This window comes from Bacteroidota bacterium (assembly GCA_039111535.1).
Taxonomy (GTDB): domain Bacteria; phylum Bacteroidota; class Rhodothermia; order Rhodothermales; family JAHQVL01; genus JBCCIM01.
In genome coordinates this window covers 1-25,798 of the sequence record JBCCIM010000028.1, presented here as the reverse complement: position 1 = coordinate 25,798, position 25,798 = coordinate 1, and the positions used below count along the sequence as shown (strand labels likewise).

Here is a 25,798-nt window from a genome sequence, read left to right as displayed (position 1 = left end):
CTTATGTATTGAGGGTTAGCAAGGGCGGCTTGCTTAACGATCTACCGTGAAGATGCGCTGGAGGTTGTTCGTATTGATATACTCTACCTCTGCGAACGGTGTGTTCATCACGGGGTATTGAGGGCAGGAATTGTGCGTAAAGTGCCACCACTTGTCAGCTGCAACGGTAAACCCTTCAGATTCCATCAGCCGGCGAAGGAAGTCCCGGTTCCACCGGAGTCGCTCCTCCGGAAGGGGAGAGTCTGCGTAGCTGAGTGCCGTCATTTCGTCGTATTCTGACGGCATGGGCATAGCTGCGCCGGCGTTTAATTCAAAAATACCCACACTGAGCGCTGTGCCGTTGTTTTGGCAGATACTCTGTTGCGGATCATTGAAGAAATACTTCATGCTATCGGGCACGCTTTCCCAGATGGCATTTGAGATATACCAGGGTTGGTAGGTGTCGTAGACAACCAGTTCGTAGCCAAGCCGGCGAATCTGGCGCTGGATGCTAAACACAGCCTCCGCAACGGGCCGTTGCAGTAACGCACGGGCTTCGCTGTAAATCTGCGTGCCGAGCAGGTTCTCCCTCGTCGCATAGCGGATGTCGAGGTTGAAAAGGGGATCCACATGTGTGAGATCTACCATTTCGCTCTCTTTATTGCCGTACGCTGTTAGCATTGACTCCGGAGGTGCAACCAGCGGCTGTGCTGTACCACTGATTGGTTTTTCCAGCGGTACTGTCCGTACCAGATCTGCATACGCGCCATCGGTTAACCGGGGCAGTGGCATATTGGCAAAGTAAGCTGATGCTATTTCGCCCGTTTCATTTCTGGTGAAGGTAATAGACTCACCGCCGTACAAACCGTCTACAGGAAAAAGAAATCGGTCTTCAGCGTCTGGTGTGAGGGTGTAGGCAGTGTTCCAGCCGTCGAGCGCATACAAGTTGTTGTTTTGTTCGACGATGGTAATTGGGCGATCGGGTAAACCATAGTCGCCTGTAAGGTTAGCATACCTCGGCGCGCCAGCGCGAGGGACCGCTGCATTCCGCTTGGAATACAGGGTGTTATTGTATTGTAGCGTTAGCCCGTCAGAGAGTAATATCGGGCCGTAAGCATGTTTATCGTCTATAATTAAGGAGTCTCCTTGCTGTCTGAGACGATACCTGTTGAAGTCCTGATACAGATACAGGTTGTGGTCAGACTTGGAAATGTAGAGCGGATCTGCATTGATGTAATAACCGATGGCCTGGCTGACCATGGACGAGTCCGGTTGCCGCGAGTTGGGGAACGCAGGGGTTGCCTCCTCTTTCTTTTGCGCCAGCGCCAGTTTGAGCGCATAACCAGCCAGTTTTTCCAGCGTGGCTTCGCTGTATGCGAGGTTGGCAATAATCGCAACGCCCAGGTCTTGATCGGGTAGCAAGTCTATGCGCGTTGTAAAGCCGTGGGTATTGCTGGTCAGGGTAGCCCGCCGCTGGTCTTCAAAAATGGAAACGGCAAAGCCGAGACCAAACGGAATCTGTTTACGCGCTGTAGACAGCTGGATGGTCCACATTTGTTCAAAGGCATCACCATCCAGTATGCTGCCGTTGGGGCTCAGTCCGTCTGCAAAAAGGACCTTCATAAAAGCGCCCAGGTCGTTTACCGTTGTGTACAGGTTGTTGGCCGGCCCATTGGCAATCTCAAGCGGGTCCAGGGGTACAATACGGTCATCCAGCGAGGAAATGTGGCCTACAGCAAGTTTACTCTTCAGATCGAGCCGGTCTGTGAAGCTTGTGCGTTTGAGGTGCATACGATCGAGAATGGCCCGCATGTGTTGCTCAAACGGTTTTTCGAGTGATGCCTCCAGCACATTGCCGGCAACGGCAAAGCCGGCATTGGAATACTTGGTAAAGGTTTCTGGCGGAAATACAACGGTTGTCTGGTTAATACTCTCAACAACTTGTGTTAGTGTGGGCCGCGACGTATCAAAGTAGTGCCCAACTGGTGGTTCAGCGACGAGGCCAGATTGATGCGACAAGATTTGGCGGAGCGTCAGATCGAGTCCGTATGGGTTGCGTGGTGCAAAAGAGGGGAGGTAGGTAGCAATTGGGGCGTCGAGGTCGAGCTTGTTGTGTTCGACGCGCTGCAAGACGGCTATCGTGGTAAACAGTTGTGCAACGGCGCCGGCCTGGAATACCGTGTATGGAGATGCCGGCACATTGCCTGTGGGATCTGCAAGACCAAACCCATCTTCGAACAACACATTCTGGTCGTCGATGACCGTAATGGCGAGTCCGGGTATTTTTTTATCCGCCAGTTCGCGGTTTACCAGGATGTTGAGGCTGTTCTTCAGGAAGGTATCGTTGCTTCGCAGCACGAGTTGATCAGCCAACCAGTCACCTGAGTTGACCAATAGGACAAGAATGGCAAGAGAGCAAATGAGAACAGCAGATCGCATGTACTAACCGGGTTAGCAATCCGGGTCTTGTTAAGACTTAGTTAGAAACAGTAGAATCAGGTGCAGGTGCTGCAACAGCATTGGCAGCAGGTCCGGCGCTTTTTGAGCTGTCAGGCTCTTTAAAGTTGGGGTCGAATTGCCGGCGCATTTCAATAATTTCTTCCTGCAATGCCTGGTTTTGCGAGGCGCTCTGGATCCCAAGCGCAGCCAGATAAGCAAGGAAGATAGTTACCACAATCAGGCCAAATAGCACGCGGCGACTGGCGGTTTTGCTCAAGGGTTTGCGTTTATCCTGCATTGGTCGAAAATGGTTGAGGTGGTATCAGCGCGGAAGCTGGTGTCAGGCTAACCACTTGGCAACTAGGAAGAGAAGGGCAAACACACCGCCATACATGAGGGCCGTGGTCAATACGAGTCCAACTGCGGCCATGAATGCCTTGAATTCATTGATTCGGCGTCTACGTCTTCGTTGGCGCTGCTGTTCTCGCGCCTGACGTCCTGAGGGGTGGCCGTAAATGAGCATGTTTTCGGGGGAATCGCAATCGGTCAAAAAAAGGTAAATCGAGCACCTTACCGTGCACACTTTATTGCCGCATGCTTCAAATTAAATTTGAGTGGCTGTCCATCGAATTTACTTGAAGTAGTAAATTAAGGAAAATAATGCCACGATATATAAAATTAGTGCAGAAAAAAAACACCCCGACCGGAAAAGAGATCCCCCGCTCAATGCGTTTTTTTTCTTTGATGATCGATAGAAGTGCATGATGCTTTGCGTTGGCAGCCGGTGTTAGCGGGCTTCAGTTCCCCAGACCGTCACAAGGTGTTTCAGGTAGACCAGTGAGGTTTCCAGATTTTGTACCGTGTTCCATTCAAACTTGCTGTGGTAGTCATACCCCCCGTTGAATACGTTGGGTGTTGGAATGCCGAGTTCAGACAAACGTGCGCCGTCGGTGCCGCCACGCACAACATGTTCTTCCAACGTGATACCCATTTGTGATGCCGCTACGTGTGCCAGCGACACTACACGTGGGTCCGTATTTTCGATATATGAACGCATATTTTTGTACTGGTCCACGAGCGTCAACTCAATCGCAGCCCTGGGGTATTTAACCCGATAGAGTGCAACGAGAGATTGCAGGAAGTCGCGCTTGCGGGCCATTCCCTCAGTTGTAAAGTCGCGCAGGATAAAGGTGGCCTCAACGGCACTGGCATCTCCAGCACCAATATGATGCGGGTGAATGTAGCCTTCTCTTTCTCCAGTCGACTCAGGCGCCTGATCTGCCGGCAATGCGGCGATAATTTCACACATAATGCGAAGGGCATTGACCATTACGCCTTTTGCATAACCCGGATGAACCATCACGCCTTTGACAGCTAACGTGGCCATAACGGCGTTGAAGGTCTCTGCAAAGAAGTTGCCTACGCCGCTGCCATCGATGGTATATGCTACGTCTACGTCGAGTTCGTCGAGACTGAGGTGGTCAACGCCCCGGCCAATTTCTTCGTCGATTGTAAAACACAGGCGGATTCTTGGGCGTGTTGTTTCTGTATCTGCAATCAGGTCTTCTGCAAGTTGCATCAGAATGGCAACGCCGGCTTTGTCATCGCTGCCAAGCAGGGTGGTACCATCGCTTGTAATGATGTCGTGCCCGATGTGTGACAGCAACGCCGGCTGTGTTTCCGGATTCAATACAACCGTTGGATCACCCGGTAGCGCAATAACGCCGCCATCATAATTCTGATGAATGACCGGCTTTACGTCTTTGCCAGATTCGTCGGGTGATGTATCCATATGCGCCAACAGGCCAAGTGTTGGTCCGTGCGGGTTGTCTTCGCCAACTGCTGGTAAGGTGCCAAATACGTATCCCTGTGCGTTCATGATTGCATCAGGAACGCCGAGTGCCTCGAGTTCAGCTACGAGCAATCTGCCCAAATCTTTCTGCTTCTCTGTAGACGGAACAGTATCTGACGCTGGATTTGACTGTGTATCTATCTGCACATAGCGCATAAAGCGCTCCACAACGGACGGGAGTTGGCTCATGAGGTTAACGGTTGTTCATACGGTCATAAAACACAAGAAGTGGAGCATTGGGATGTGACTATCATCCACTCATCGTTCCACAAAAGCACGATACGCTGAAAATTGTGTGCCGCTTACATGTTCCTTTTTTGTTGCTGCACTGTTGAGTTAAGTCCTTCCCATTAACTTTATGCTTGATTTGTGATTATGTAGACGGTATTCTTCTTTCCCACTAGCAGGCTTTAATTCACCCACCTATCACCTGTATGTCTACTTTAGCCCTCATTTCGCTGGCGGTTGCCGGCGTAGCGCTGTTGCTCGTCCTTGTAATTGTTGTTCGATTGCAGGCCTTTGTGGCACTTTTGCTGTCCAGTATTTTTGTTGCGATTGTTGGGGGGATACCCATCTCTGAAATCACGACAACAATCCAGAACGGGATGGGAAGCACCCTCGGCTACATTGCCATTGTAGTTGGTATTGGTGCCATGTTTGGCGAATTGTTGCAGGTGTCGGGTGGTGCAGAGCGTGTTGCGCAAACGATGCTGAAGCGGTTTGGAGAGAATAAAGCGCAGTGGGGGCTGGGTATAACCGGACTCATTGTATCGACTCCTGTGTTTTTTGACGTTGCGCTAATTCTGTTTATCCCGCTTGTTTATAGCTTGGCGCGAAGAACAAAGACATCGCTCCTCTATTATGGTGTACCCCTGATTGCTGGCATGGCGGTGGCCCATGCATTTATTCCCCCAACGCCTGGGCCTGTTGCGGTCGCGAGCATTTTGAATGCGGATCTGGGCTGGGTCATCCTTTTTGGTGTGCTGGCTGGTGCGCCGGCGACAGCCATTGGGGGTGTCTATTACGGCAGGTATATCGCCAAGAAAATTGTACTGGATGTACCCGAATACATGGAGCAGAGTCTGCCAGATTCAACAAACGATAAAGAGCTTCCGTCGTTTGCCCTGGTAATGACCATTATCATAACGCCACTTGCCTTGATTCTTGCCAACACCATTGCAACGGTGCAATTGGCTGAAACCTCGATGGTGCGGGAGTGGCTGGGCTTTATTGGGCATCCATTCATTGCGTTGATCATTGCTACGCTGATTGCATTTTATGGCCTGGGCACGCTGCGCGGGTATTCGCGAGATGAGATCCAGCGCATTGCAACGCGCTCGATGGAGCCGGTTGGGTTGATCATTCTGGTTACAGGTGCAGGTGGTGTGTTTGGTAAAGTATTGATTGCAACTGGCGTAGGAGAGGCGCTTGCAAATGCGATGGCTGCATCGAGTTTGCCGTTGGTGCTGCTGGCATTCTTGATTGCCCTCGTTGTTCGCCTGTCGCAGGGCTCCGCAACAGTTTCGATGGTTACAGCTGCCGGCCTGATTGCGCCGGTCATCGAAATGGGCGGCTTCTCAGCACCAATGATTGCAGCCGTTACGATTGCTATTGCCTCTGGCGCCAGTGTGGTATCCCATGTTAATGACTCGGGGTTCTGGCTGGTTAACCGCTATTTCGGGATGACGGAGAAAGAGACCATTCGCTCCTGGACCGTTGTTACAACCATCGTTGGCGTCATCGGGCTCATTGTCATGCTGATTGTAAGCGCGTTTCTGTAGCGCGCCGCCAATTCGCATCAACACGAACTGCATCTACCCGGACTAAATCCAAACATTGAGTTTGGAGTGGTTGACAATGCATTGCATCATTTCGGCTGTTGTTATGAGACCGATGAGCTTCTGGGCATTGTCAACAATAGGTACGCATTCTATGTTTTCCACGACCATCACGCGGGAGAGCTCATGGAGTGTGGTGTTGCCGGTAGCCGTGAGAAATTTGGTCGTCATCACTTCCGGGACCGTTACCATGTCTACCGTACGTTTCTCTGATATGGCTTCCAGGATGCTTCGGTATGAGACAAGGCCTGCCAGCTTGTTTCCCGGATCAAGTACAGGGATGTGGTTGATGCCATGGGTGGCTATCAGTGACAGGATTACAGCAAGCGGATCCCCTTGCTTGACGGTTTGAACCCGCGTTTGCATAATTTCTTTTGCATACACAGCTTTTTCGATTCGCTGTGGTGCACGAGCAATCGATTGTCTGTACGGATTTCTGAACGACCCCTGCTGATCCTGCCCTCTTTTCTGTCGATCTCGATTCGCTTGACTACGATCTGAGGGGTCTACAGGACGTGTATCCCCCGAAGTATACGCGGATGAAAGACTTTCACCGACCCATTCAATTGGCATATTAAACCCTCAAGGCAAGAAGGTAACAGATTTGCTAATGTATCTTTACCGGTTGAAGCGCGAAGGATGAATGGCGTCATGCGAATTGAAAATGTGCGCTACACACGGTTTAGCCAGATAAAGACTCCTACATCAGAAGCTTCTAAATGGTTCTGTAGCCTCGAAAAAAAGTTGTTTGATAACAGGAGCCGGCAGGTTCATGCAGGTCCTTTCGTCCATCAGATTTGCCACATCGTCCTAGCATTGACAGGACTGCCTATCCTTGTTTGTACGGCACGGGTGCATGGGTTTTGATAAAAGCAACAATCTCATCCGGTGAGTCGCTGATGCTCAACATTTCGCCGTATTGTCTCGATTCCGCCAACTGTTGCAGCAAGGGATAAACCGGGTTTTCCTTGGTCCAGAATTGCTCACCAAAGAAGACCATGGGACTGACCACTTTGAAGCTGCCGTAATGGTTTTGGGCAGCATCCATAAACACTTCCTGTATGGTGCCGGCACTTCCGGGTGAGAAAATGACCCCGGAGGTTGCAACCGCTAAAAGAATATCTTCGCGAATGCTGTTAGCAAAGTATTTGGCAATGTGCGTTGAGAACTGGTTGGTAGGTTCGTGGCCGTAAAACCAGGTTGGAATGGCCAGGCTTTCTTCGCCGTTGCTGTATTTCTCCAGTACCTCAAACCCGAGGTCGAGGTACGCGATTGTATGGAAATCTGTCTCTTTCGAGAGGGTTGCAATGGCATCGTCGAGTTCATCCAGTCTACGTTTTGCCATCCATGCTCCCAGATTACCTGCTTCCATGGCACCTGGTCCGCCGCCTGTCGCAACAAAATAGCCGGCGCGCGTCAGGCCTCGGGCAATCAAGGCTACATCCCGGTAAGAAGCCTCGTTGCGTTTCATGCGGTGCCCGCCCATAATTGCCACCACCTTCGGATGGTGTTTGAGCAAATCGTAGAGGGCGTCATCAATGGCCAGGTCATGCAGCCGTTGGGAGAGCGCTTCAAGCAAGGGCAGGGGTTCATCTGTCTTCTTGAATTGCTCGAAGTGGTTGTAGATGGTTGAGTCTACAGCAAGCTTGTTGTAGCTCTCCTGATCACCGCGTTTGTAGCCTGTCATTAATTCGCTTATCGAATAAAGCGAAGCCCGATAGGGGCGGTAGGGCAGGTTCGGTAATTTGGGAAAAACGAGTCCGCCTGTTTTTATGATATGCGTAAGCGCCCGGTCTTCAAATTCACAACCCAGAAATGCGCCGCCTGTTGCTGCATACTTGAGCAGCAGTTCGGAGTCTTCGCGCAAATCAAGGTCCTGGCACACAACACAATCCAGGCACGCGTGTTCGGCTATGTGGGCCCGGAGCTCTTCTAGAGAATGGATCTCTGTATACATTAATCAGAAGTGGATTATCGTTGACTGAATCGGGTCTTTCTATTCAAGGGAAGTGTTTGCGTTTCAAGCTTTTTACGGTTCAAGGGTTTTGGAGTCCTTCCCAGAGCCCCTGCAAATACATTGCGCCAAGGGCTCTGTCATAGAGGCCGTACCCTGCTTTGCCTGTTTCTCCCCAAATCATTCGGCCATGATCAGGGCGCAACGGGCCGTCAAACTGAATGTCCTTGTATGCCTGCATAACTTCGCGCATGTCTACGCTGCCCAATGCGGCCGGGTGCGGGCTCTCATGAAACGTTCGTGGGCCCGTGACTTTGACATTGCGGCAATGCGAAAAATGGATGCGTCCACGTTTCCCAAGTGTACGGATGATTTGTGGGACATCATTGTTTGGATCCGCGCCGAGGGAGCCAGAGCACAAGGTTACGCCGTTTGCCGGATCGTCAACCAATTGTGTCAGGCGCTTGAGTGCCTCGCCCGATGTTATAATGCGGGGCAGGCCAAATACCGACCAGGGGGGATCATCCGGATGGATTGCCATGCGCACGCCGGCTGCGGCAGCAACAGGTACGACGCGTTCGAGGAAGTACCCCAGATTGTCCCATAACTGTGATTCGTCAACTGTTGCATAGGCTGCAAGTAAGCTTTGCAGGGCTTCTGCAGTAAAGGCTGTACCCCAGCCTGGCAGAAAGCCTGTGCCACGCGACAGGTCTATCTGGTCGAGGGCGTGCTGACTAAAACTGAGTGCGGTTGACGCATCCGGATTCACCATTGCCAGATCTGTGCGAAACCAGTCGAAAACAGCCATGAAATTATAACACAGCACAGGGATACCCGCCGCGCCCATGTTGGCGATGCTCTGGCAGTAATTTTCGATCAACTTATCGCGCGTTGGCCGGCCGAGTTTAATGTCTTCGTGAACCGGAATACTTTCCACAACGGCAAAGGACAAGCCGGCGTCCGTTATGGTTGCTTTGTGTTCAAGCAATCGATCCAGCGGCCATATTTCTCCGGGCTGCAAATCGTGTAGTGCAGAAACAATACCCGACATGTGGGGGATCTGTTTGATGTAGGCCAGCGAAACCGGGTCGTCCGGGCCGTACCATCTAAAGGTAAGCTTCATGGATCAGGGATGGATGTCTTGGATAAAGGCCTCTCAATCTATGGCCTTTATAGCAGTACAGATAGGGGATCTGTGTTAGATCATCATGAAGTTAGGGTGTTGTAACCAGGAATGTAGAAATTTTGTATCTGACACGTGGTGTTGGTAGGCGCCGTTGACCAGGCAGACTTTACCTTTCAGGGTTTTGATTTTTGCAAGGAGCTGCTTTTTACTATCTGACATGTGGCCAGGGGTTAGGTATCCGCAATAGTCTACCAGCCCGCTGAATTGTTCTGCCAGATTCAGAATGAGGCCGCCAAGCAGGAGGTGGTCAGCCGGCTCATCTTCATAAGCCCCTACGTTAAAGGCATACTGGGGCGTCCAACCAAAATGTGCTTTAATGGTAGCGGCCTCAACGGGTTCTATTTCAACCTCGTTGGGGTAAAAACTAATGTACATGCGTCGCATGGGGCCACTGAATTTGATGCGTATTGCGCTACCATTTTCAATCCAGAAGTCCCAGCCTTCTTCTTCAAAGTAGCCTTCTTCGACCCGCGCGCAGAACTTGCGGAGTCCATACCCTATCGCATAATGTTCTTTTTCATTCAGCGGGTGAGGCAGTAGGATTCGTGTGCGAAGTCCCATGGCTGTAATTCCCAACAGCGTTCTGGAGTTAATTCATAGAGGGTAAGTGTGTACCACATACCTGGTCAGGAGACGTATGGCGTCTGTTGTGGCATGCGTCCGGATACCTGAATACTTGTCATTTATTACTGAGTAAAAATGTTACTTCCGGACGTATTTTATTCGTTGCCTCATACAGGGCTTTCAGAAATCATACCTGATTCTCTTTTTGCCGGCTCAGGCTGAAGAAGCCGCCAAATTACGGCTATCGGGCCGTTTGCATAGGCGTAGGCCATTTACGCTCAACGCCAAGGCGGTCCATTTTGCGTGCCAGGTCTGCAAAAAGTGCCGGTGTATCGCGGATATGCCTGGGAGGATGGCCCGTTTGTACGCAATGCGCGGCCGTAATGCCGGCTGCCTCACCAATATTCCATTCTACCGGATGTAACCGATAGCAGCCATTGGTGATGTGGGTAACGCCGAGGTTCTTACACGCAGGCAAGAGGTTCTCCATCCGTTGCGGAATCAATGCACCGAGGGGGATTTCAAAAGGCAATGAACTGATGTCAATATAATTATCGCCGCCAGTTGAGGGATGCAAGTCAATTCGGTAACTGCCAATGCCCACGGAATCATCAAAGGAGGCCGCCGTGACGGTTTCTTGTGGGAGGCCTGTTTCCTGCATGCGTGCTTCGAGTCCTACGTGTTGTTCTGTAACGGTAAATGCCGCGCGTATCCGTCGGGCTTCCCGGATATAAGGTCGTTTGGCGAGGCCATGGGTTGTACCGACAACATCTTTACGCAACCGAAGCCCGGGCCATCCTGTTTTGCCATCGGGGCGCGGTGCCTCTGTTTGCAACCAGTAGAGCAACGCAAAACTTACGTCCATAGCAGCCTGGCTATGTAGTGCTGCTTCCTCCGCTGAGACTTCGAGGATGTTACCCAGCAAGTAGTCATTTTGTGGCCAGTTGATCAGGCTAATGTCTCCTTGAATTGCTCCAGGTTCAAATTGCGCAGGATCAAGAAGCCGGCGATAAGACCAGAGGTTGAACCGTTCGGTTACAGCGCCGGGACGGGGGTCGAAGTCGAGCGTTCGGGGCGCAAGGGTAACAGGATTGGAATACGTGAGACTCAACAGTTTTCCTGGCCAGGCGGGCTGCATGTCAGGGATGAAGTCTCGCCATTTTTCATAAGCCGCCGGCTTTTCAATCGTGTGGTTCTCACCGGCTACATGGTCTATTGCAAAACACCACGTCATGGCTTGCATGTTATGCGGTTGCGCCTCTTCAGGGGCGTGCAATTCGCCCGTGTCAGCTTGTGCTTCAGCGCCGGTCACGTAGGCTGTACCCGTCATGGGCAACAAGTCGCCCAACTCGGTGCCGTCAATGAAGTATGCTCCTTGTAATGTATAGCGCTGGCCGCTTGGCCGATGATGCACCTCAAGGGCCTGTACCCTGTCTTCGCTCACTTGCGCCGCCGTTGCAACAGTGTTTAACATGATTTGAAGCCGGCCATCGCTAACGTAAGGCGCCATCATGCTTTCCAAGACCGCTTTGGCTACACGCGGTTCGTGGCACATGTAAGACACGGTGCAGCCGCCGGGATTAAAATCTGTTGCCTGATGCAGCGCACCCTTGAGTGGATACCAGCGTCGGTAATAATCCCTTACCCCCTCCCGAAAAGCGCGATAACTTGCCGGTGCACCAAAACGCTCAATCCAGGGATGTTCGTCTGGCGGTACCGCTTGCTGGGTGAGTTGGCCCCCGATCCAGTCAGTTTCTTCGGTTAGAATTACGCGCAATCCGACGCGTGCAGCAGCCAATGCTGCAGCGCAACCGCCGACGCCGGCGCCGGCAATCACCACATCGACTGTGGTCCACCTGGGGGCAGTGGCCCCGAATAGGGGCGCGGCAAACGGCAGGCTACCAGCCAGTATACCCGCTCGTTTTAGGAGTTGTCGTCGATTCATCCGTTGCGGTACTATGGTCAGTTAACAACCGGACATGTTAGTCGGACAGGGTGTTATTCAAAAAACATGGGTGTCTTGAGGGAGGCCCATGGCTCTTCTTCGAATACATCAACCAGTGCGGGGCCTTCAAACTTCGCCGGCGCAAGAATAGCAAGGAATACAAGCGGCTCTTCAAATGGGTTGTAGGTGCCGTGGACAACATCTTTGGGAATATGCGCCATTTCACCAGCCTTCAGTATCCGGGATTCTTCTTCAACCCATTGCTCTGCTTTGCCAGATATCACGTAGATGATTTCTTCCATTTCCGGGTGCCGATGAAACTGATGGGCTTTGCCCGGCGGCATGTGGACACGTACGAGCAACAGGTGGTCCGCTTCTGTGAGTCCGGGCCGGCTCATCCAGTCGTGCGGGCCCCATGGGAATTCTTCGACTTCGATGTCGTTTTGTCGAATAAATCGAAGCAGTTTTTCGCGTTTGTCGGTCATTATATTGGCAATAAGACGAACACTAGGGAGGATGCGCCGTAACGTAAGTAAATAACCTGAGTTACGCAATGCGGCCATGTGTAACCGCTCGCCCCAGGATCACATACGACGTATGGTTTTTGCAATGCAACGTGCACGCGTTTCCATTTGGTGTCAACGCACCCGCTTTTTTATTGCGTGTCTTCTTGGCGGGATGCTACTTTTCGCTAACGCCGCCCCTTCGCTTGCGCAAGATGTGTTACCGTTCGAATACAAAGCAAAGAATCTGAAGCCAGAAGACTTCGGCTTTCAGGCACGCACGTGGGAAATGTTGTTGCGAAAAATGAACGGCCGAATGGATGAGGCGGAGAATGATATGGCGTTGCTACGCGAGCGAGCAATTGCTTACAGAGAGTATGGCGTGCGGCGGTCGCTGTTGCTGCGCAAGCGCGACTGGAAACGCAGCCGGCGCGACTTTGAAACGCTGCTCGCTAGCGATAGCTCATATGAGGATATCCATTTCCAGTATGGTCTGCTCAATCGGTATGAAGGCAACCTCGAAGCGGCAATTGCGCATTACCACACACACCTCCAGTTGGTACCCGATGCAGCGTATGTGCATGTGGCGCTTTTCAGACTCTACCATCAATTTCTTGATGAAAAACCCGCGGATGTGTCTCGCTGGATTGAGGCCAATCCCTCGGAATATGCTGCTTATTTGAATGCAGAACAATTGCGACGCAATGGTCAGTTGCCGGAAGCAGATGCAGCGTTGTCAACGTTGCTCAAAGAAGCACGTCATATACCATTGCAGCCGGTGTTGCTTGCGCGTGCCCGTGTGTATTTTGCCCTGGATCAGCCGGCTATTGCTACTTCATTTGTTAACCAGGCAATCGACATTATTCAAAACCAGACGGGGGCCTGGCTGGTGTTTGAGGACTTTAAACACATCCTGACAAATGCGGAAGGCCGCACCTTCTTTACGCTGGATACAGCGGCTGTCTATCAATCCTTTTTTCGGGAAATGCTCGCCCGGCGAAATCCGCTCCGCGCCCAAAATGTCAATAAACGACTGGTAGAACATTATAGAAGGTTGCACGCTGCTGAGAAAACGTATGCGTTCTATCAACCCCGCGAAGCCTACCGGGTAGGCAACAATGCACGCGCCGACCGGATGGCAGATGGTGATTTTCCTTTTTCGTACTGGCTCAATGGAGAGTTTGGCGATAAAGGGCTGATTTTCCTTCGGCATGGGGAGCCGGCGACTACTGCAGCGTCGGTGGGGGAAGGGAGCTCTTTTTTGGAGTCCTGGCGCTACTATGAGCCGGCGCTTGACTTTCATTTTGAAGGGCACGGTAAGCTCGCAGAACTGGTGCCAACGCTGCCGCTTGTGTTGGAAGTGCTGGAAGCGCGTGAGATTTGGGGGGGCATTTATGCCCGGCTTGCTTCGGTTGCGCGGGTTAAAGAGACGGGCTCGAGTTTTGGTCGGGGTCGTCAGACTGAAATGGACTTCATTGCGTTTGGCAATGAGTTCTTCGATGAAAATCTGGAGAGTGTGAACGAAGGCCTGGCTTCCGACCGACACAAGTGGATTGAGCCTGTGCAGCATATGCCGGTACCTTATTTCCTCGCTGCATTTAACGGAGCGCAAGACACTACCGAGGTCGAAATCTATTTTTCAGTACCTATCGGGCAAATATCGAATACTTTACCGGATCGTGCGTCTTTGGGGATTGAGGTGGGCCTGACCGTTCATGACATGGATTGGAACGAAGTCTACCATTCGTTTGAAACACTCACGGTGGATGCGAGCCGCGCCAAAGATGCTGTTGCTGTGGATTTTCTTCGCTTCAGCGCATTGCCCGATTCGTACCACGTGAATCTGCACGCAAGCATTGCAGACGCTCCCTGGATTGGGTCGTATCAATTTGACTACACCGTGCCGGATTATGAACCCGGGTCAGGAGCTACACAACCGTTACAACTGAGTGATTTGATTCCTGCATTTGAAGTTGTGCCGGCAGAGCGACCAGGGCGGTATACCAAGCAGGGATTGTATCTTCGCACGAACCCCGGCCGTGGGTATCGACCTGAAGATCCGTTCTTTGTGTATTTTGAAATTTATAACCTGACGTTTTCGTCAGATGACGCGACGGACTTTGAGATTACGTACGTTTTGCAGCCTCCCGAGACAGGCCGGCGGCGGGGAGTGTTCAGGCGCAAGAGCAAAGATCCGTTGCTTTCCATCACATTCCAGCGAAGTGGAGCGGAACGGACCAGTGTGGAATATGGAGAGATCGACATGTCTGCTGTACCAGCCGGCAGGTATGAGTTGCAGGTCATTGTAAAAGACAACAATACGGGAGCTACAGCAAGCAGTAAACGCGAGATCGAACTGGGTTAGACAACAAACATTTTCTTTTCAATCAATAGTTTGCGCAGTTCTGGTGGGAAACCAAAATGGTCATCCATAAATCCATCTATTTCGCCCAGGGTTTTGTTGGATAGTAACAGACTAATCTCGTCTATGGCCTCGCTGCCAATGGCGTAAGGGAAGAGGGTGAAGAGCAGATCTTTGCCGTCACAATGTCCGAAAATCTGATATTCTTCCAATTCAGCAATCGGGGTGCCTTTTACCAGGCACCGGTCCATCCAATCGTCCACACGTACCTGGTCTTTAGCCAGCAGAATCTTGCGCCGGTCGAAGAGGTCTACATGCCGGTCGAAATAAGATCGCACTCGATTCATGGACTCTTCGGACATGGCCTCTTGTAAGCTGACAAAGCAGTCGAAGCACATGGCGTACTCAAATACGGTATCCTGTGTGCCATAGCCTGTGTATCTGCGATACGCCTTCTCGATGATATATTGTCTGCCATCTTCGAGTAAAAACACATCACACCCTAGGCAACGATCGAAAAGTGCCTCAGCAGCATCCGAATAGAACATCCGCGGAATTTCAATATAATGCTGTGTGTATTCCACGCTGTTGTACGATTGTAGGGTCTCCACTGCTTGAAAGGATGGGGAGCCAGTGGTTTATCCTAATATAAGGGCTGACGTACTAACCGGTTATGAATTATGCGCGGTTCGTGATGCTGCCCGCGCTTCAAGCAACTGCCAGCAATACCACTGCATACGGGGCAGATGGAAGGGGCCTTTCCACAGATTGCCTTTTAAAGGGACGGAAATGCGTCCATCACGATGCAGATAACCAAACCATTCGCCGTGGGCTGGATCTGGGAAATGTTTGTATGCCCAGTCATGCACAGCTTTGTGCCACGTGGCATATTTCTTATCACCCGTCATACAGTAAGCCAGCAGCGTGGCTATAATCGTTTCATTGTGTGGCCACCAGAACTTCATGTCTTGCCAGTACTCTTGCACGGGTAGATTGTTGAGGTCTCGGAAGTAGAGGATGCCACCGTATTCTTTGTCCCAGCCCCGTTCCCACATCCAATCGAGGATTTGGGTGCCAATTTTGATCAGGTGTGCATCGTTGTTGCGCAGGCTCGCTTCGTGCAGTATGAACCAGGCAGCTTCAATGGCGTGACCCGGGTTGAGCGTGCGGCCATCGAAGTGGTCGATGAATTCGCCGTTGGGTCCGACCGTTTCCATGACCGCACGCAAATCTGGTTTCATGAAATAGCGCTCGATGGATTCAATGGACTGGTCGATCAGGTCGGTGCTCATCGGGTCATCTATGGTTTCACGGAGGACCTGGCCCAGGTTAATGGCAATCATGGGGACACCGATGCCTTGCGCGGGCCGCGTGCCAGGCACACCTTTGGGAGGGATGAGGCTGGGCGTACTATTGTAGCGTATCACGAGGCGAAGCAACTCGCCGGCTTTAGCAGCGGCTGCGTCGTCATTGGCTGCTTTGGCATAAGCGGCATAGGCCATCGCACCAAATGCCTCGGTGAAAACGTAGCGGCGTTTTCTGAGTGGGGCGCCTTCACGGGTAACCTGAAAGAACATGCGGCCATCGTCGTCGAAGCCGTGTTGGTCCATGAAATTGATGCCGCTTTTGGCTAACGAAAGCCACGTATCGTTCTGCTCAACAGTGTTGTACAGGGTAGAGAGGAGCCAGGTAAATCGCCCCTGCTGCCACATGCCTTTGTCTGTGTCGAGGATTGAGCCATCCTGGTTCAGGGCAACGATGAATCCGCCGTGCGCTTTGTCGACGGCGTTGTTAAGCCAGAACGGTAAAATGTCGTTGAGGAGGCCGTCGCGATACGTGGTAAGGTATGCTTTTTCCTGTTCGTGCGTCAAGGGTCTGCCCGGCTATTGCAAATGTATTGGAAAGATCGTGGTTGAATCGCTATTATACCGCCCCTTTAAATAAGATGCGACTGGTTTCACCTTTGGCGTAATTGTAGATCGAGAGGCTTATCTTATTTCCTGCCTCATCATCCAGAATCAACATGGATGTTGCATTGGATGGCGTAGCGGTTTGAGAAGACCAGAGCGGGGTGTTGGAGTTGTCGTAAAATACGAGATTGCCATCACCCTGCATGTATAGCCGGCCTGGCATGATCGCTATTTCGGGTTCTTGCAACGCTTGCCACATTACCTTGCCCCCGGCATCTTTTAATACCGGGCCGGCAACAGCATCATTTACAAATTGCGCGTTGCCATTGAGGGTTTGAATGGATTCTCCCACACCCAGGTACCCTTTACCTCTTGTGTCAAGCCGGTTGACGTCCATGATTTCGCCAGTAATGTTGGTCTGCATCAACCGCGTTAACGTATGCTGATCCCAGTTGAATCCGTTGTAATTGCGCAGGGCGTTCAAGTAGATGAGTTTGGTGAGGGCAGCAATGGGCGTCATGTCGTAAGCGCCGGCGACTCCGACTTCCGCAAGCCAGGACCCGGCAGCATATACATTTGCATCTACAACGCCATCGAGCACTTGCGTGCAGTCGATTAGTACAATGCCCTGGGCATGGGCAGCTTTGAGGATTTGGTAAATGGTGCCGGCCGTAGGATCGTCGGGTGCACCTGATGGAAAGTTGCCATCCCCGTAAGCTTCCAGAATAATTCCTTGCACGTCTACATGGTCGATGGCGGCTTGAAGCAATTCGCCGAGCACGTTTTTATGGGGATGTAGCGTATAGAACGCCGGGAATGCTTTAAACGGAATGACGGCTGAGTGGGTTATGTGTTCGAGTAAGTATTCGAGTTGCGCACGGAGCCGGCGTTGTGCCTGCGGGGCATCCAGCGAAATGTCTTGCGTGGTTGGTAAATGCAACATGTGGTCGTTTTCCAGCGAAAACTCGATGCCGTACTCACCCAGATTGGGATAGTTGGGAGATGAGAATGCATGGAACGCGTCCGCATTGGTTTTCACCGTGCGGTTACCCCGGAACAACGTGTCATTGAAAAACAGGCTGACTTCCGGAATGCCAAGTTGCGCTGCAGCTATGGCGCCGCAAACGTTTTGAAGGGCATCAGTGTTAAACAGCAGGCTGTAGTTATCTGAAGTATCCTTGTGAAATAACGGGACCTGGGAGCCTGTAAATACGATAGGTTTACTCAGCACAGCGTCAGGGAAACCATCCGCCTGCATGCCTGTGAAGAGGAATGACAGTGCTGATGCAGTAAAAGCCATGGTATCGGTACCGTGCAACACCACAAAGCCATCGTAATTGGCGTAATGAGGCAGAATTTGCAAAGCCATGTCACACCAGTCCGTGGGCTGGAGGTTGGTGCTGTCGAGCACCTTTTCGAAAGGCAAAAAAGTGAGTTTGCAGTGTGGATATTCAGATTGGACAATGGGGTAGACGATTGATTGAAAAGCCGTTTCGAAATCTGGTGTCTTCAGGGGCGTGAGCGGCGTACCCACACATCCAATCGTGCCTCCCGTATAAAGAATAGCTATGTTCACGTAGTCTGCAATTCTATTTGATTAGCCGGTGCATCCGCTGGGCAGGGGGGCTTGTTCGCTGAGTTCGTCTGCAAAGTCGGCCGTTGGCGATGTGGCCTGGAATCCGTTTGCAACTGATCCACGATACACGGTGCCGCCATACCCGGAAGGGTGCATGTGGGCCCGGATGATCACGTCATCATCTGCTGTAATTTCGACAGGGCCGCCTGAGCGGATAAAGGGTTGTTCTGCCGGATGGCTGTGCCCCAAAATACGCCGATAGAGCAAGGCACCATCAGGTGCTACCACTTCCCACCAATTGGCATATTGCGAGCAGTCGATGTCCGGGCTCTCAATGCCAACCGCAAATTGATAATTGCCGGCTTCTCCACTGACACTGACAGACACCACATCCGCTGTCATACCTGCTTCGCCTGGCATTGCTTCTTCTTCAAGTTCTTCGCTTGTAATTTTAGAATTGCAGGCACCATTGGAAAGTCCGGCGAACGTAAGTGCAAGGAGTGCTAAATGATATAATTTCAATGGTTTAGGATGACTTGTTCCAGTAAACGACGAGGTTACGGGTAGCGCGGCCAGCTGCAATGATATCTGGTTTGCCGTCAGCGTTAAGGTCTGCCACTTTGAGGTCTTCGCAGGCCATGGTGTTTTCATCGATAAGAAAAATAGACCACGAGCTACCCGTTTCATCGGGGATGTAAAGCCTGATGCCTACCTGGTCATTGGCGTCGGGATTGCGCCAGCCGGCAACAATTTGATCGCGCCCGAGGCCCAATACATCCGCAACAGCAAGTGCATGCCCCTGTGCAAAAGTGGTATCAAGTACGACGCGCTGACGTTCCCCATCACCGATGTAGGCAACCAGTTTGTTGCCATGCATAGGCTCAATGGTGGCAACGAGGGGCTTGTCGACCAGCATGCCTACCCGTACTTCGCCGGCGGCGCTGTTGACCCCTTCCAGGGGGGTGGCTGCATTAGCCCAGTGGCCGTCAAACCCGATTTGGCGAACCCCTTCTTTGCCGGCAACATAAAGCACTGCGGCATCCTCACGTTCCACTACATCAAAATTGTGGGTGAGGTGCATGTTATCGTCCAGTACCCGTGTCTTCCAGGGATCTCTGGGGTTTGCCGGCGGCGTATAGGCCTGAATATGTACACCATCACCGACGCCGCTGCTGTTTCCAATACCGTGTAGCGGCAGCACCACCAGATCGTAAGCAGTTTCTCCAACCTTTACCCATTGCATGCGGTGCGTGGTAGGGTCGTGTGGCAACTGAACGGGCTCCCACTGCATGGTTGGTTCTGGCGGCTGGATCAGGTAGTACACAGCGCCCGACATGTTTTTGTCTGTGGTTTCTCCAGGATTCCACATGGCGCCGACAGCAATCTCAACGCGACCATCCCCGTCGATGTCGCGCGCAGCAAGCGCCACATTGTCGCGCTCAGTCAGGTTTTCGATAAGTACGTGGCGATCCCAGGTGCCGTTACGATACCAGGCAAACTGGTTTTTATCTGCCAGCAAAATGTCTGGTTTATTGTCACGATCGACGTGGCCAATGGCCAGGCCATAGCCGATAGAAATCTCGTCGTCAATAACCTGGGCTTCGAAGACGGGTATCGCAGGAGGTGACTGGCTTGCTGGTGCGCAGCCAGCGCATGCCAGCAAAGCTGCAAGCCATACAAGTAACAAGGGGGAGTACGTGCGTAGAGCCATAGCCTCAGCAGGGTTAAATAAGATTGAATGCCTCATGCATGGCTGCGCTTGTCGCGGCAACGGCAGGTTCGTTGGGTAAGTCGTTCAGGGTCTTGTTAAAAGGCTCTGCGCGAACTGGACCGTCGTAGCCAATTCCAATGAGTACTTCCAGGAATGCTTTTAGGTCTATCACACCAGTTGCGGCTGGTAGCATGCGTTTTCCATCCACCTGTTCATCCACTGAAAAGCCAATGCGCGCGTCGTTTAGGTCACACGCAACGATGTCGGCATTGTTGAGGCTCAGCAGGTCTTCGGCAGTTTCGTGTGCGGTAAACCAGTGGAAGCTGTCAAGTACAACACCTGCATTCGGGCGGTCTATGGCGGCCAGTAACTCTTGTGTCTCTTTCAGGGAATGCACGAAGCTGTAGCGCCATCGGGCGCGCAGGGTATACGGGCCCACGTATTCGAGTCCCAGGCGTATGCCATTGTCTCCGAGGATCGTCGCGATTTCACGCAGGCGCGCAGCATGTTGCGCGAAGTTTTCTCTGTACGTAAGGGTATCGTGTCGTGGCATGATCCAGGTGTTCATGCGTGTGACGCCGGCTTTTTTTAACTGGGCGGCTGTGCCGGGTAGGGCCTCAACGCCGGACTTAAACGTGGCTGCATCTTTCCTGAAGTCAACAGGCAGGCCGGCAGATCCCCACGCCAAATTGTGTTGTTTCAATCGTGCCAATACTGCTTCGCGTTGTGCATCACTGAGGTTGCGTACTTCTGAAACAGGGGGAGACAATGCCTCAAATCTGAAGTCAGCAGCATAGCTGATCAATTCGTCAAGGGGTGCCCCGACCCCTATTGCGCCGGGGTTCAAACTCATGGTAAACTTACGGCTGCCGTTTTTTAGGGCACCGAATTGAACGGGCAGGATGGTTGACGCGAGCGCCGAAGTCGACAGTTTTAGAAAAGATCTGCGAAGCATAAATCTGCGGTCCGTAAAATAACTGAAAAAGGCCTTGTGGGTGGATATCAGGCGTTGTGCAGAGAAAATAGTGCTAAATGGAATGTATTGTACAATGCCTCGTCTATAAAATTGAAAGATGCATCAATACCGTCCGCTGAATAGCCTGTGTACAAGGTTCAGCTGTCAGCAAATAGATCATTGAACAGTTTTAAATACGAGCATAGATAGACATATGAAAACGAACCAATTAATACCGGGATTGCATCGGTTGACCATTGCCGGCTTGTGCCTCATGCTTTTTGCATTTACAGCTTGCGACTCCAGTAATGCGTTGATGGAAAATGAAACCGCGGCAGTGACCCCGGGCATTTCTACACTCGCTGATAATTTGCAACTGACCAGTAACCAAACCGAACAGGTTAATGAAGTGCTGGCAAAGCGTGGAGAAGACGAACCAGGCACACTCTGGTATGTCGCTGCTGAGCTACAGCAAACGCTAAGTACGGACCAGAAAACAGCCCTGTTTGAGAAAATCGAAGATGCGCGTGAATCGCGCCAGGAAAAACGAAGCGGGCTCCGTTCCAACAACAATGGTGAACAACGTCAGCGTGGGTTGCGTGGCAAACGCTTTGGACGCGGTGGTGGCGACGCCTTTGGTAACATCGAAGGCCTTACAGATGAGCAAAAAGCCTCAATGAAAGCGTTGCGTGAAACCCAGCGTGAGGAGCTAACCGCTTTGCGTACACAGCGCAAAGAAGGCGAACTCGATGAAGAAGGGTTCAAAGCAGCCCTGGAAGCGATGCGGGAGGCGGCAGAAGCTGAGCTCGCTACCATTCTTACTGCTGAACAACTGGAAGCCATGCAGGCGGCTCGTGCGGAGCGGCAAGAGAAAATGAAAAGCCGGCGTGATGAAGGCGAAACCCGTAAAGGCCGCTTTGGCGAACAACGTGAGGCCTCGGAAGCTGCCCGCATCGAAGCACTGGGCCTAACGGATGCACAGCGCGAACAAATTGAAACATTGCGTGCTGAGCAGAAAGAAGCAGGTGCTGCGCTGATGAATTCGATTAAAGAATCCGGCGACCGAGAAACAGCGCGGGAAAAAGTAAAGGCTTTCCATCAGGAGACTGCAGAAGCTGTCAATGAAATCCTTACAGCTGAGCAGCAGGAAATTGTCAAGATCCACCGTGCGCTTGCCTTTTCTGTCGCAAAAGAACGCACAGGAGAGGCTGCCGGCCGGCGCGCGAATCGCCGATTTAATACCTTTAGATAAGCTAAAACTATCTCATGCTACAATGCGAACCTGAAAAATCGTATTGTAGCATGAGAGCTCCTTTGCACCAGTATTGATAAACGTTACTTTGTCTGCAACCTCGCCACAGCGTCAATCTGTGCCAGTTAAAGCGCAAACGCCAGGAAGCCTGCCGGCTTCTCGGGAGGCTTTGCGTGCTGAACGGAAGCAAGCAGATATGGTGTTGGTTGAGAAGGCACGAGAGGGGGATCGTAAGGCGTTTCGTACCCTGGTAGATCAATACCAGGAAAGTGTAGCCCTTACGGTGGTCTCCATGCTGGGGCGATCTGCGGAGGTGGATGATGTCGTACAGGAAGCGTTTATCCGGTGTTACCAAACGCTGTACAGGTTTCGGGGAGAGGCGAGTTTTGCAACATACATCAAGAAAATTGCAATCAACAAGTCGCTTGATGTCCTGCGCCGGCGCAAACGTTTTTTTGGTAGATTGCTGAGCCGCGACGACCCCCAACAGGTTGTTGATGAGCAGACAACCACGCCTGAGGGCCTGGAGCAACAAGAACGGGCGCGGCTTGTACACGAAGCAATTGCCGCATTGCCACCCAAACACCGTGCAGTTGTGGTCTTGCGGATGATCGAAGGGTATTCGACAGAAGAAACCGCACAATTGCTCGATTTACCCTACGGCACAGTATTGTCGCGATTGAGTAGGGCACAAAAAAAACTAAAAAATGTGCTAGCTCCCCTGATGCGTTAACGCGTGCAAGAATATGAAAGAGAACCATCAACATACTACGGATACACTGCTGCGATACCTTGCAGGGGAATTGTCTGCGGAAGAGGCGGCACAACTGGCAACGTCGCTGATGCAATCCGCGTCACTACGTTCGGAGTTGGCGCAGTTGTCCGCTACGCAAGACCTGCTGAAGGAAGTGACCACGGCAGATTCAGCTGATGCACTTGATCCATTTTTTACGGATCGGCTAATGAAAAAACTGGACCCTGCTCAGTCGCAGACGCCTTCATGGGATGAAGAGTTGGCCGGCTTGCTGGTTGGTTTCTTTCGCCCAGTAGCCATTGCAGGGTTGTTTCTTGCGCTATGCCTGGCTGTATACAACATCAACCTGTCCAATGGTTATACCGTTGATTCCACTACAACAGAGTCTATCCTTGCCATACCGTCGGTGTCCACGATGGCTGTATACGACCTTGATTACTTTGCCGAGCAGACCGAGGCTTTGCCATGAACGCCAAAACTAAATCTATCGCTGTCATTCTAGGAACGCTGCTCGTTGGTGTAATCATCGGCTCGTTGGCCACGGGCGCGATTTTTTCGAATCGGGTAGCCGAGATACAGGCTTTGCGTAAAGAGAATGGCATGTCGCGCTTCCTTGAGCGGATGATTGAGCCTACCGACGAAGCCCAGCAGGCAGAAATTCAGGCAGTGTTGCGGGAAACGGAGCGCCGGCATATGGAGATTCGCCGTTCTGTTGCCCTTGAGCACCGCGACGTATTTGTAGACATGAGGCGCTCACTCGATCAAATACTGAATGATGATCAGAAAGCAGCATTGAGTCAACGGGTAGAGAAAGACCGCAAGCGGAGAAAAGGTTTTATGCGCGGAGACGGTCCATCCCGATTTGGCGGACCACCGTTTGATTCTACGAGAGCCAGAAAACCGTTTGGGCGCCGTGGCCTCAACAAGGATAGCTTGCGCAGTATGCGCGTGTATGCCGATTCTACAGGCAGTTAAGGGGTAGATTGCGGCGTATAGGTAAACACCGTTACCAGGGGCAGGTGATCTGAGCTGATGGGCGCGTTTAGGGTATAGACGTCGTCGATTGTCCAGGTATTAGGGCCGGCGTACAGGATATGATCAATTTGCCGGGCAGGATTGTTTGCGGGATGGGTAAATACGTGTGACTTCAGCGTAGGAATAACAAATTTACTCGCAAGGGTATCCAGAGTAGCAGCGTTGGGCGTTGCGTTTAAGTCGCCTCCCAGCACAAAAAGCTCTTCAGGCATTTCTGGCATAAGTTCGGCAATTCTTTGTGCAGCTTCCTTGCGAGGCGCCTCAATCGTTTCGAGATGCGTCGACATAAACGTCACCGGTATTTCTTCATCTTTGAGCGGAAAACGCACCTTCGTAGCCATGAGGACCCGCGTTTCACCAGGTGGGCCAGGAAGGGGATAGAGTTGAAGAGTATCGATAGGGACACGCGACAAGATCACGTTGCCAAAGTCTCCGCCCTGATATACATCTGCAAAGCCAAACCGCATGTGCATCCCGGTTAGGTCTGCAAGTATCGCGGCTTGATCCACACGCTCGGTTCTTGCAACGCCCTGGTCTACTTCCTGAATGGCAACGAGGTCGGGTTGCGCTGCAAGGATGACGTTGGCAATGCGTTGCAGGTTGACCACACCGTCTGCACCTTCTCCATGGCGGATGTTGTAGGTCATGGTAACCAGCTGCAACGCACCCTTCTGTTCTGTTGGGGCAGTTATTGGCTGTGCATTGCAGGAAGAAACAAGCAATCCAAACAGCAGGCTGGTCCATACATACATTTATTCAACCAGTTCGAATGTCAGTGATCCATGATTTTCCCCATTGACTTGTAAGGTGATGCTGTGTTCACCAGCATAGAGGCGTCGCGTTGTCATCAACCGCATGGGGTGTTTCTTGTTTAGGTTGACCACTTCGCCCTTCGAAAGTTCTAATGTTTTGATTTTGAATACTTTTGTGCCGGCTTTTTTGCCTGTCGTGGCAAAAGTCATTTGGTAATCTACAACAAGGTTTTGCTTCTTGTTCGATTCAAAAGACAGGTCGAACAGAAAAGCTTCCCCAACCTTGACAACAGGGGTTGAGGTCTGAAAGGTTGTGACGGTAATGTCTGGCTTGCCCCCAAAACCAATCAGATCCAGCGCTTCCGGATGGCCCTGTTTGATCAATGTGCGTAAGGAGTGTTTGGTAATGTAGGCCATTTCTTTCGCTTCCTGGCGCTTGCTCTTGCGCCATTTTTTGAGCGTAGCAATGACCAGTTCCGGATCCAGTTTACTGATATCATTGAGGTGGTTGGCAACAGATCGGGTAACGTAACGGGTGGAATCTGCGTAGAGCAGTTCGAGTAGTGGCATGGGGAGGGTATATGCTGTCTTTAAGCCCTGTGCCCATGGCAGTTTGGGACGTGTGCCTTCGCTGCTGAGCCGGCGCACGTGGTAGTTTTTGTCCGTTGCCCCCTCATGAAGGAAGGCCATCGTTTCGTCGGGAAAGGCGTTGATGAAAAAGCGAATGGAATATTCCACTGAAAACCGTTTTGTCATTTCCCGAAGCGCGAGTAGCGAAGTCTGGAGGTATGTTGCAGAACAGCCATAGGTTGCTACAAACAGGCTATGGGGCGAAAAGATAAAATCGCCAAAGTCATCGTCTGTTTTGGTTGGATCGAGCGCAGGGGGGAGGGCCCGCAAGATGATGTCGAGCGCCGTTTCATAATCATCGGGCAAGTATTCGTGCAGGCAGGTTGTGATGTGGGAGATACGCGCTTTGAGCTCCAGTTCCGGAAAGGCATCAACAACGGATTTCTGAAAGGCGTCTGACTCGAAGTCCGGGTATGCCTTTTTTACGAGGCCGGCCAGGTAGGCGACTTTTTCAGGGTTGAACAGCTGGTCTTTGAGAGAGAAGGTAGATTTAGCTTTCACGGATTTCTGTAGGCGCGGACAAGGGGTGAAACGCATGAAAAACCGCCGGACGAGAAGACGCCTGGCGGTTTTTCTGAACAGTGGTATTACTAGAAGCAGG

At 51.8% G+C, this 25,798-nt stretch carries 23 protein-coding genes; 6 read left to right on the top strand and 17 right to left on the bottom strand.

What is annotated here, in order from left to right:
* Window positions 1–33: 33 nt before the first annotated feature.
* From AAF564_06825 to pepT, 3 genes are all read right to left on the bottom strand, one after another.
* Complete coding sequence (locus AAF564_06825; protein ID MEM8485245.1) at window positions 34–2,418, bottom strand: serine hydrolase; 2,385 nt, start codon at window positions 2,416–2,418, stop codon at window positions 34–36.
* Between the two features lie 37 nt (window positions 2,419–2,455).
* Complete coding sequence (locus AAF564_06820) at window positions 2,456–2,716, bottom strand: hypothetical protein (protein MEM8485244.1); 261 nt, start codon at window positions 2,714–2,716, stop codon at window positions 2,456–2,458.
* A gap of 489 nt (window positions 2,717–3,205) precedes the next feature.
* The gene (gene pepT / locus AAF564_06815; GenBank protein MEM8485243.1) at window positions 3,206–4,459 is read right to left on the bottom strand and encodes a peptidase T; all 1,254 of its coding nucleotides are present in this window, start codon (window positions 4,457–4,459) and stop codon (window positions 3,206–3,208) included.
* 245 nt (window positions 4,460–4,704) lie between these two features.
* Here pepT and AAF564_06810 point away from each other — a divergent pair, with 245 nt between their 5' ends.
* Entirely contained in the window at window positions 4,705–6,051 is a 1,347-nt protein-coding gene (locus tag AAF564_06810; GenBank protein MEM8485242.1) for a gluconate:H+ symporter, read from the top strand.
* Window positions 6,052–6,093: 42 nt separating this feature from the next.
* Here the strand turns inward: AAF564_06810 and AAF564_06805 are convergent, their stop codons facing one another.
* The 6 genes from AAF564_06805 to AAF564_06780 form a co-directional block, all read right to left on the bottom strand.
* The gene (locus AAF564_06805; protein MEM8485241.1) at window positions 6,094–6,681 is read right to left on the bottom strand and encodes a CBS domain-containing protein; all 588 of its coding nucleotides are present in this window, start codon (window positions 6,679–6,681) and stop codon (window positions 6,094–6,096) included.
* 256 nt (window positions 6,682–6,937) lie between these two features.
* Window positions 6,938–8,065, bottom strand: coding sequence for a hypothetical protein (locus AAF564_06800; protein MEM8485240.1), 1,128 nt, complete (start codon window positions 8,063–8,065; stop codon window positions 6,938–6,940).
* A 79-nt stretch (window positions 8,066–8,144) separates the two neighbouring features.
* Window positions 8,145–9,185, bottom strand: a complete 1,041-nt coding sequence (uxuA, locus tag AAF564_06795; GenBank protein ID MEM8485239.1) for a mannonate dehydratase — start codon at window positions 9,183–9,185, stop codon at window positions 8,145–8,147.
* Between the two features lie 75 nt (window positions 9,186–9,260).
* Window positions 9,261–9,809 carry a DUF6368 family protein gene (locus AAF564_06790; protein MEM8485238.1) on the bottom strand — a complete coding sequence of 183 codons (549 nt, stop codon included), beginning with the start codon at window positions 9,807–9,809 and terminating at the stop codon, window positions 9,261–9,263.
* A 244-nt stretch (window positions 9,810–10,053) separates the two neighbouring features.
* Window positions 10,054–11,757, bottom strand: coding sequence for an FAD-dependent oxidoreductase (locus tag AAF564_06785; protein MEM8485237.1), 1,704 nt, complete (start codon window positions 11,755–11,757; stop codon window positions 10,054–10,056).
* Window positions 11,758–11,810: 53 nt separating this feature from the next.
* Window positions 11,811–12,242, bottom strand: a complete 432-nt coding sequence (locus AAF564_06780; GenBank protein ID MEM8485236.1) for a cupin domain-containing protein — start codon at window positions 12,240–12,242, stop codon at window positions 11,811–11,813.
* Between the two features lie 124 nt (window positions 12,243–12,366).
* On the opposite strand from AAF564_06780, the gene AAF564_06775 reads away from it, so the two are divergent.
* Window positions 12,367–14,625 carry a hypothetical protein gene (locus tag AAF564_06775; GenBank protein MEM8485235.1) on the top strand — a complete coding sequence of 753 codons (2,259 nt, stop codon included), beginning with the start codon at window positions 12,367–12,369 and terminating at the stop codon, window positions 14,623–14,625.
* On the opposite strand, the gene AAF564_06770 is transcribed toward AAF564_06775, so the two are convergent.
* The 6 genes from AAF564_06770 to AAF564_06745 form a co-directional block, all read right to left on the bottom strand.
* Window positions 14,622–15,206, bottom strand: coding sequence for a hypothetical protein (locus AAF564_06770; GenBank protein ID MEM8485234.1), 585 nt, complete (start codon window positions 15,204–15,206; stop codon window positions 14,622–14,624). The genes AAF564_06775 and AAF564_06770 overlap by 4 nt on opposite strands.
* An 87-nt stretch (window positions 15,207–15,293) precedes the next feature.
* Entirely contained in the window at window positions 15,294–16,493 is a 1,200-nt protein-coding gene (locus AAF564_06765) for an AGE family epimerase/isomerase (GenBank protein MEM8485233.1), read from the bottom strand.
* Window positions 16,494–16,545: 52 nt separating this feature from the next.
* Window positions 16,546–18,108 (bottom strand): asparaginase domain-containing protein, encoded by a 1,563-nt coding sequence (locus AAF564_06760; GenBank protein ID MEM8485232.1) that lies wholly within the window; start codon window positions 18,106–18,108, stop codon window positions 16,546–16,548.
* A 21-nt stretch (window positions 18,109–18,129) separates the two neighbouring features.
* Complete coding sequence (locus AAF564_06755) at window positions 18,130–18,630, bottom strand: hypothetical protein (GenBank protein ID MEM8485231.1); 501 nt, start codon at window positions 18,628–18,630, stop codon at window positions 18,130–18,132.
* Window positions 18,631–18,634: 4 nt separating this feature from the next.
* On the bottom strand, window positions 18,635–19,819 hold the full coding sequence (locus AAF564_06750) for an FG-GAP and VCBS repeat-containing protein (protein ID MEM8485230.1): 1,185 nt from the start codon (window positions 19,817–19,819) through the stop codon (window positions 18,635–18,637).
* 13 nt (window positions 19,820–19,832) lie between these two features.
* Window positions 19,833–20,774, bottom strand: a complete 942-nt coding sequence (locus AAF564_06745) for a sugar phosphate isomerase/epimerase family protein (protein MEM8485229.1) — start codon at window positions 20,772–20,774, stop codon at window positions 19,833–19,835.
* Between the two features lie 214 nt (window positions 20,775–20,988).
* Here AAF564_06745 and AAF564_06740 point away from each other — a divergent pair, with 214 nt between their 5' ends.
* The 4 genes from AAF564_06740 (at window position 20,989) to AAF564_06725 (ending at window position 23,755) form a co-directional block, all read left to right on the top strand.
* Window positions 20,989–22,026, top strand: a complete 1,038-nt coding sequence (locus tag AAF564_06740) for a hypothetical protein (protein MEM8485228.1) — start codon at window positions 20,989–20,991, stop codon at window positions 22,024–22,026.
* Between the two features lie 88 nt (window positions 22,027–22,114).
* Window positions 22,115–22,759: an RNA polymerase sigma factor gene (locus AAF564_06735; GenBank protein MEM8485227.1), complete on the top strand. Its 645-nt coding sequence runs from the start codon at window positions 22,115–22,117 to the stop codon at window positions 22,757–22,759.
* Window positions 22,760–22,772: 13 nt separating this feature from the next.
* Window positions 22,773–23,249 carry a hypothetical protein gene (locus AAF564_06730; protein MEM8485226.1) on the top strand — a complete coding sequence of 159 codons (477 nt, stop codon included), beginning with the start codon at window positions 22,773–22,775 and terminating at the stop codon, window positions 23,247–23,249.
* Window positions 23,246–23,755, top strand: a complete 510-nt coding sequence (locus AAF564_06725) for a hypothetical protein (protein ID MEM8485225.1) — start codon at window positions 23,246–23,248, stop codon at window positions 23,753–23,755. The genes AAF564_06730 and AAF564_06725 overlap by 4 nt, the downstream gene beginning before the upstream one ends.
* On the opposite strand, the gene AAF564_06720 is transcribed toward AAF564_06725, so the two are convergent.
* A complete protein-coding gene (locus tag AAF564_06720) occupies window positions 23,752–24,567 on the bottom strand; it encodes an endonuclease/exonuclease/phosphatase family protein (GenBank protein MEM8485224.1) in 816 nt (271 codons plus the stop codon). The genes AAF564_06725 and AAF564_06720 overlap by 4 nt on opposite strands.
* The gene (locus AAF564_06715) at window positions 24,568–25,698 is read right to left on the bottom strand and encodes a DNA alkylation repair protein (protein MEM8485223.1); all 1,131 of its coding nucleotides are present in this window, start codon (window positions 25,696–25,698) and stop codon (window positions 24,568–24,570) included.
* Between the last annotated feature and the right edge of the window lie 100 nt (window positions 25,699–25,798).

Excerpts from the sequence above, each read along its gene's own strand:
- AAF564_06800 (MEM8485240.1), bottom strand. The coding sequence starts at position 8,065 with ATGTATACAGAGATCCATTCTCTAGAAGAGCTCCGGGCCCACATAGCC.
- AAF564_06820 (MEM8485244.1), bottom strand. The coding sequence starts at position 2,716 with ATGCAGGATAAACGCAAACCCTTGAGCAAAACCGCCAGTCGCCGCGTG.
- AAF564_06775 (MEM8485235.1), top strand. The coding sequence starts at position 12,367 with ATGCAACGTGCACGCGTTTCCATTTGGTGTCAACGCACCCGCTTTTTT.
- AAF564_06720 (MEM8485224.1), bottom strand. The coding sequence starts at position 24,567 with ATGTATGTATGGACCAGCCTGCTGTTTGGATTGCTTGTTTCTTCCTGC.
- AAF564_06730 (MEM8485226.1), top strand. The coding sequence starts at position 22,773 with ATGAAAGAGAACCATCAACATACTACGGATACACTGCTGCGATACCTT.
- AAF564_06750 (MEM8485230.1), bottom strand. The coding sequence starts at position 19,819 with ATGGCTCTACGCACGTACTCCCCCTTGTTACTTGTATGGCTTGCAGCT.
- AAF564_06790 (MEM8485238.1), bottom strand. The coding sequence starts at position 9,809 with ATGGGACTTCGCACACGAATCCTACTGCCTCACCCGCTGAATGAAAAA.
- AAF564_06785 (MEM8485237.1), bottom strand. The coding sequence starts at position 11,757 with ATGAATCGACGACAACTCCTAAAACGAGCGGGTATACTGGCTGGTAGC.
- uxuA (MEM8485239.1), bottom strand. The coding sequence starts at position 9,185 with ATGAAGCTTACCTTTAGATGGTACGGCCCGGACGACCCGGTTTCGCTG.
- AAF564_06780 (MEM8485236.1), bottom strand. The coding sequence starts at position 12,242 with ATGACCGACAAACGCGAAAAACTGCTTCGATTTATTCGACAAAACGAC.
- AAF564_06745 (MEM8485229.1), bottom strand. The coding sequence starts at position 20,774 with ATGCTTCGCAGATCTTTTCTAAAACTGTCGACTTCGGCGCTCGCGTCA.
- AAF564_06810 (MEM8485242.1), top strand. The coding sequence starts at position 4,705 with ATGTCTACTTTAGCCCTCATTTCGCTGGCGGTTGCCGGCGTAGCGCTG.
- AAF564_06740 (MEM8485228.1), top strand. The coding sequence starts at position 20,989 with ATGAAAACGAACCAATTAATACCGGGATTGCATCGGTTGACCATTGCC.
- AAF564_06725 (MEM8485225.1), top strand. The coding sequence starts at position 23,246 with ATGAACGCCAAAACTAAATCTATCGCTGTCATTCTAGGAACGCTGCTC.
- AAF564_06825 (MEM8485245.1), bottom strand. The coding sequence starts at position 2,418 with ATGCGATCTGCTGTTCTCATTTGCTCTCTTGCCATTCTTGTCCTATTG.
- pepT (MEM8485243.1), bottom strand. The coding sequence starts at position 4,459 with ATGAGCCAACTCCCGTCCGTTGTGGAGCGCTTTATGCGCTATGTGCAG.
- AAF564_06805 (MEM8485241.1), bottom strand. The coding sequence starts at position 6,681 with ATGCCAATTGAATGGGTCGGTGAAAGTCTTTCATCCGCGTATACTTCG.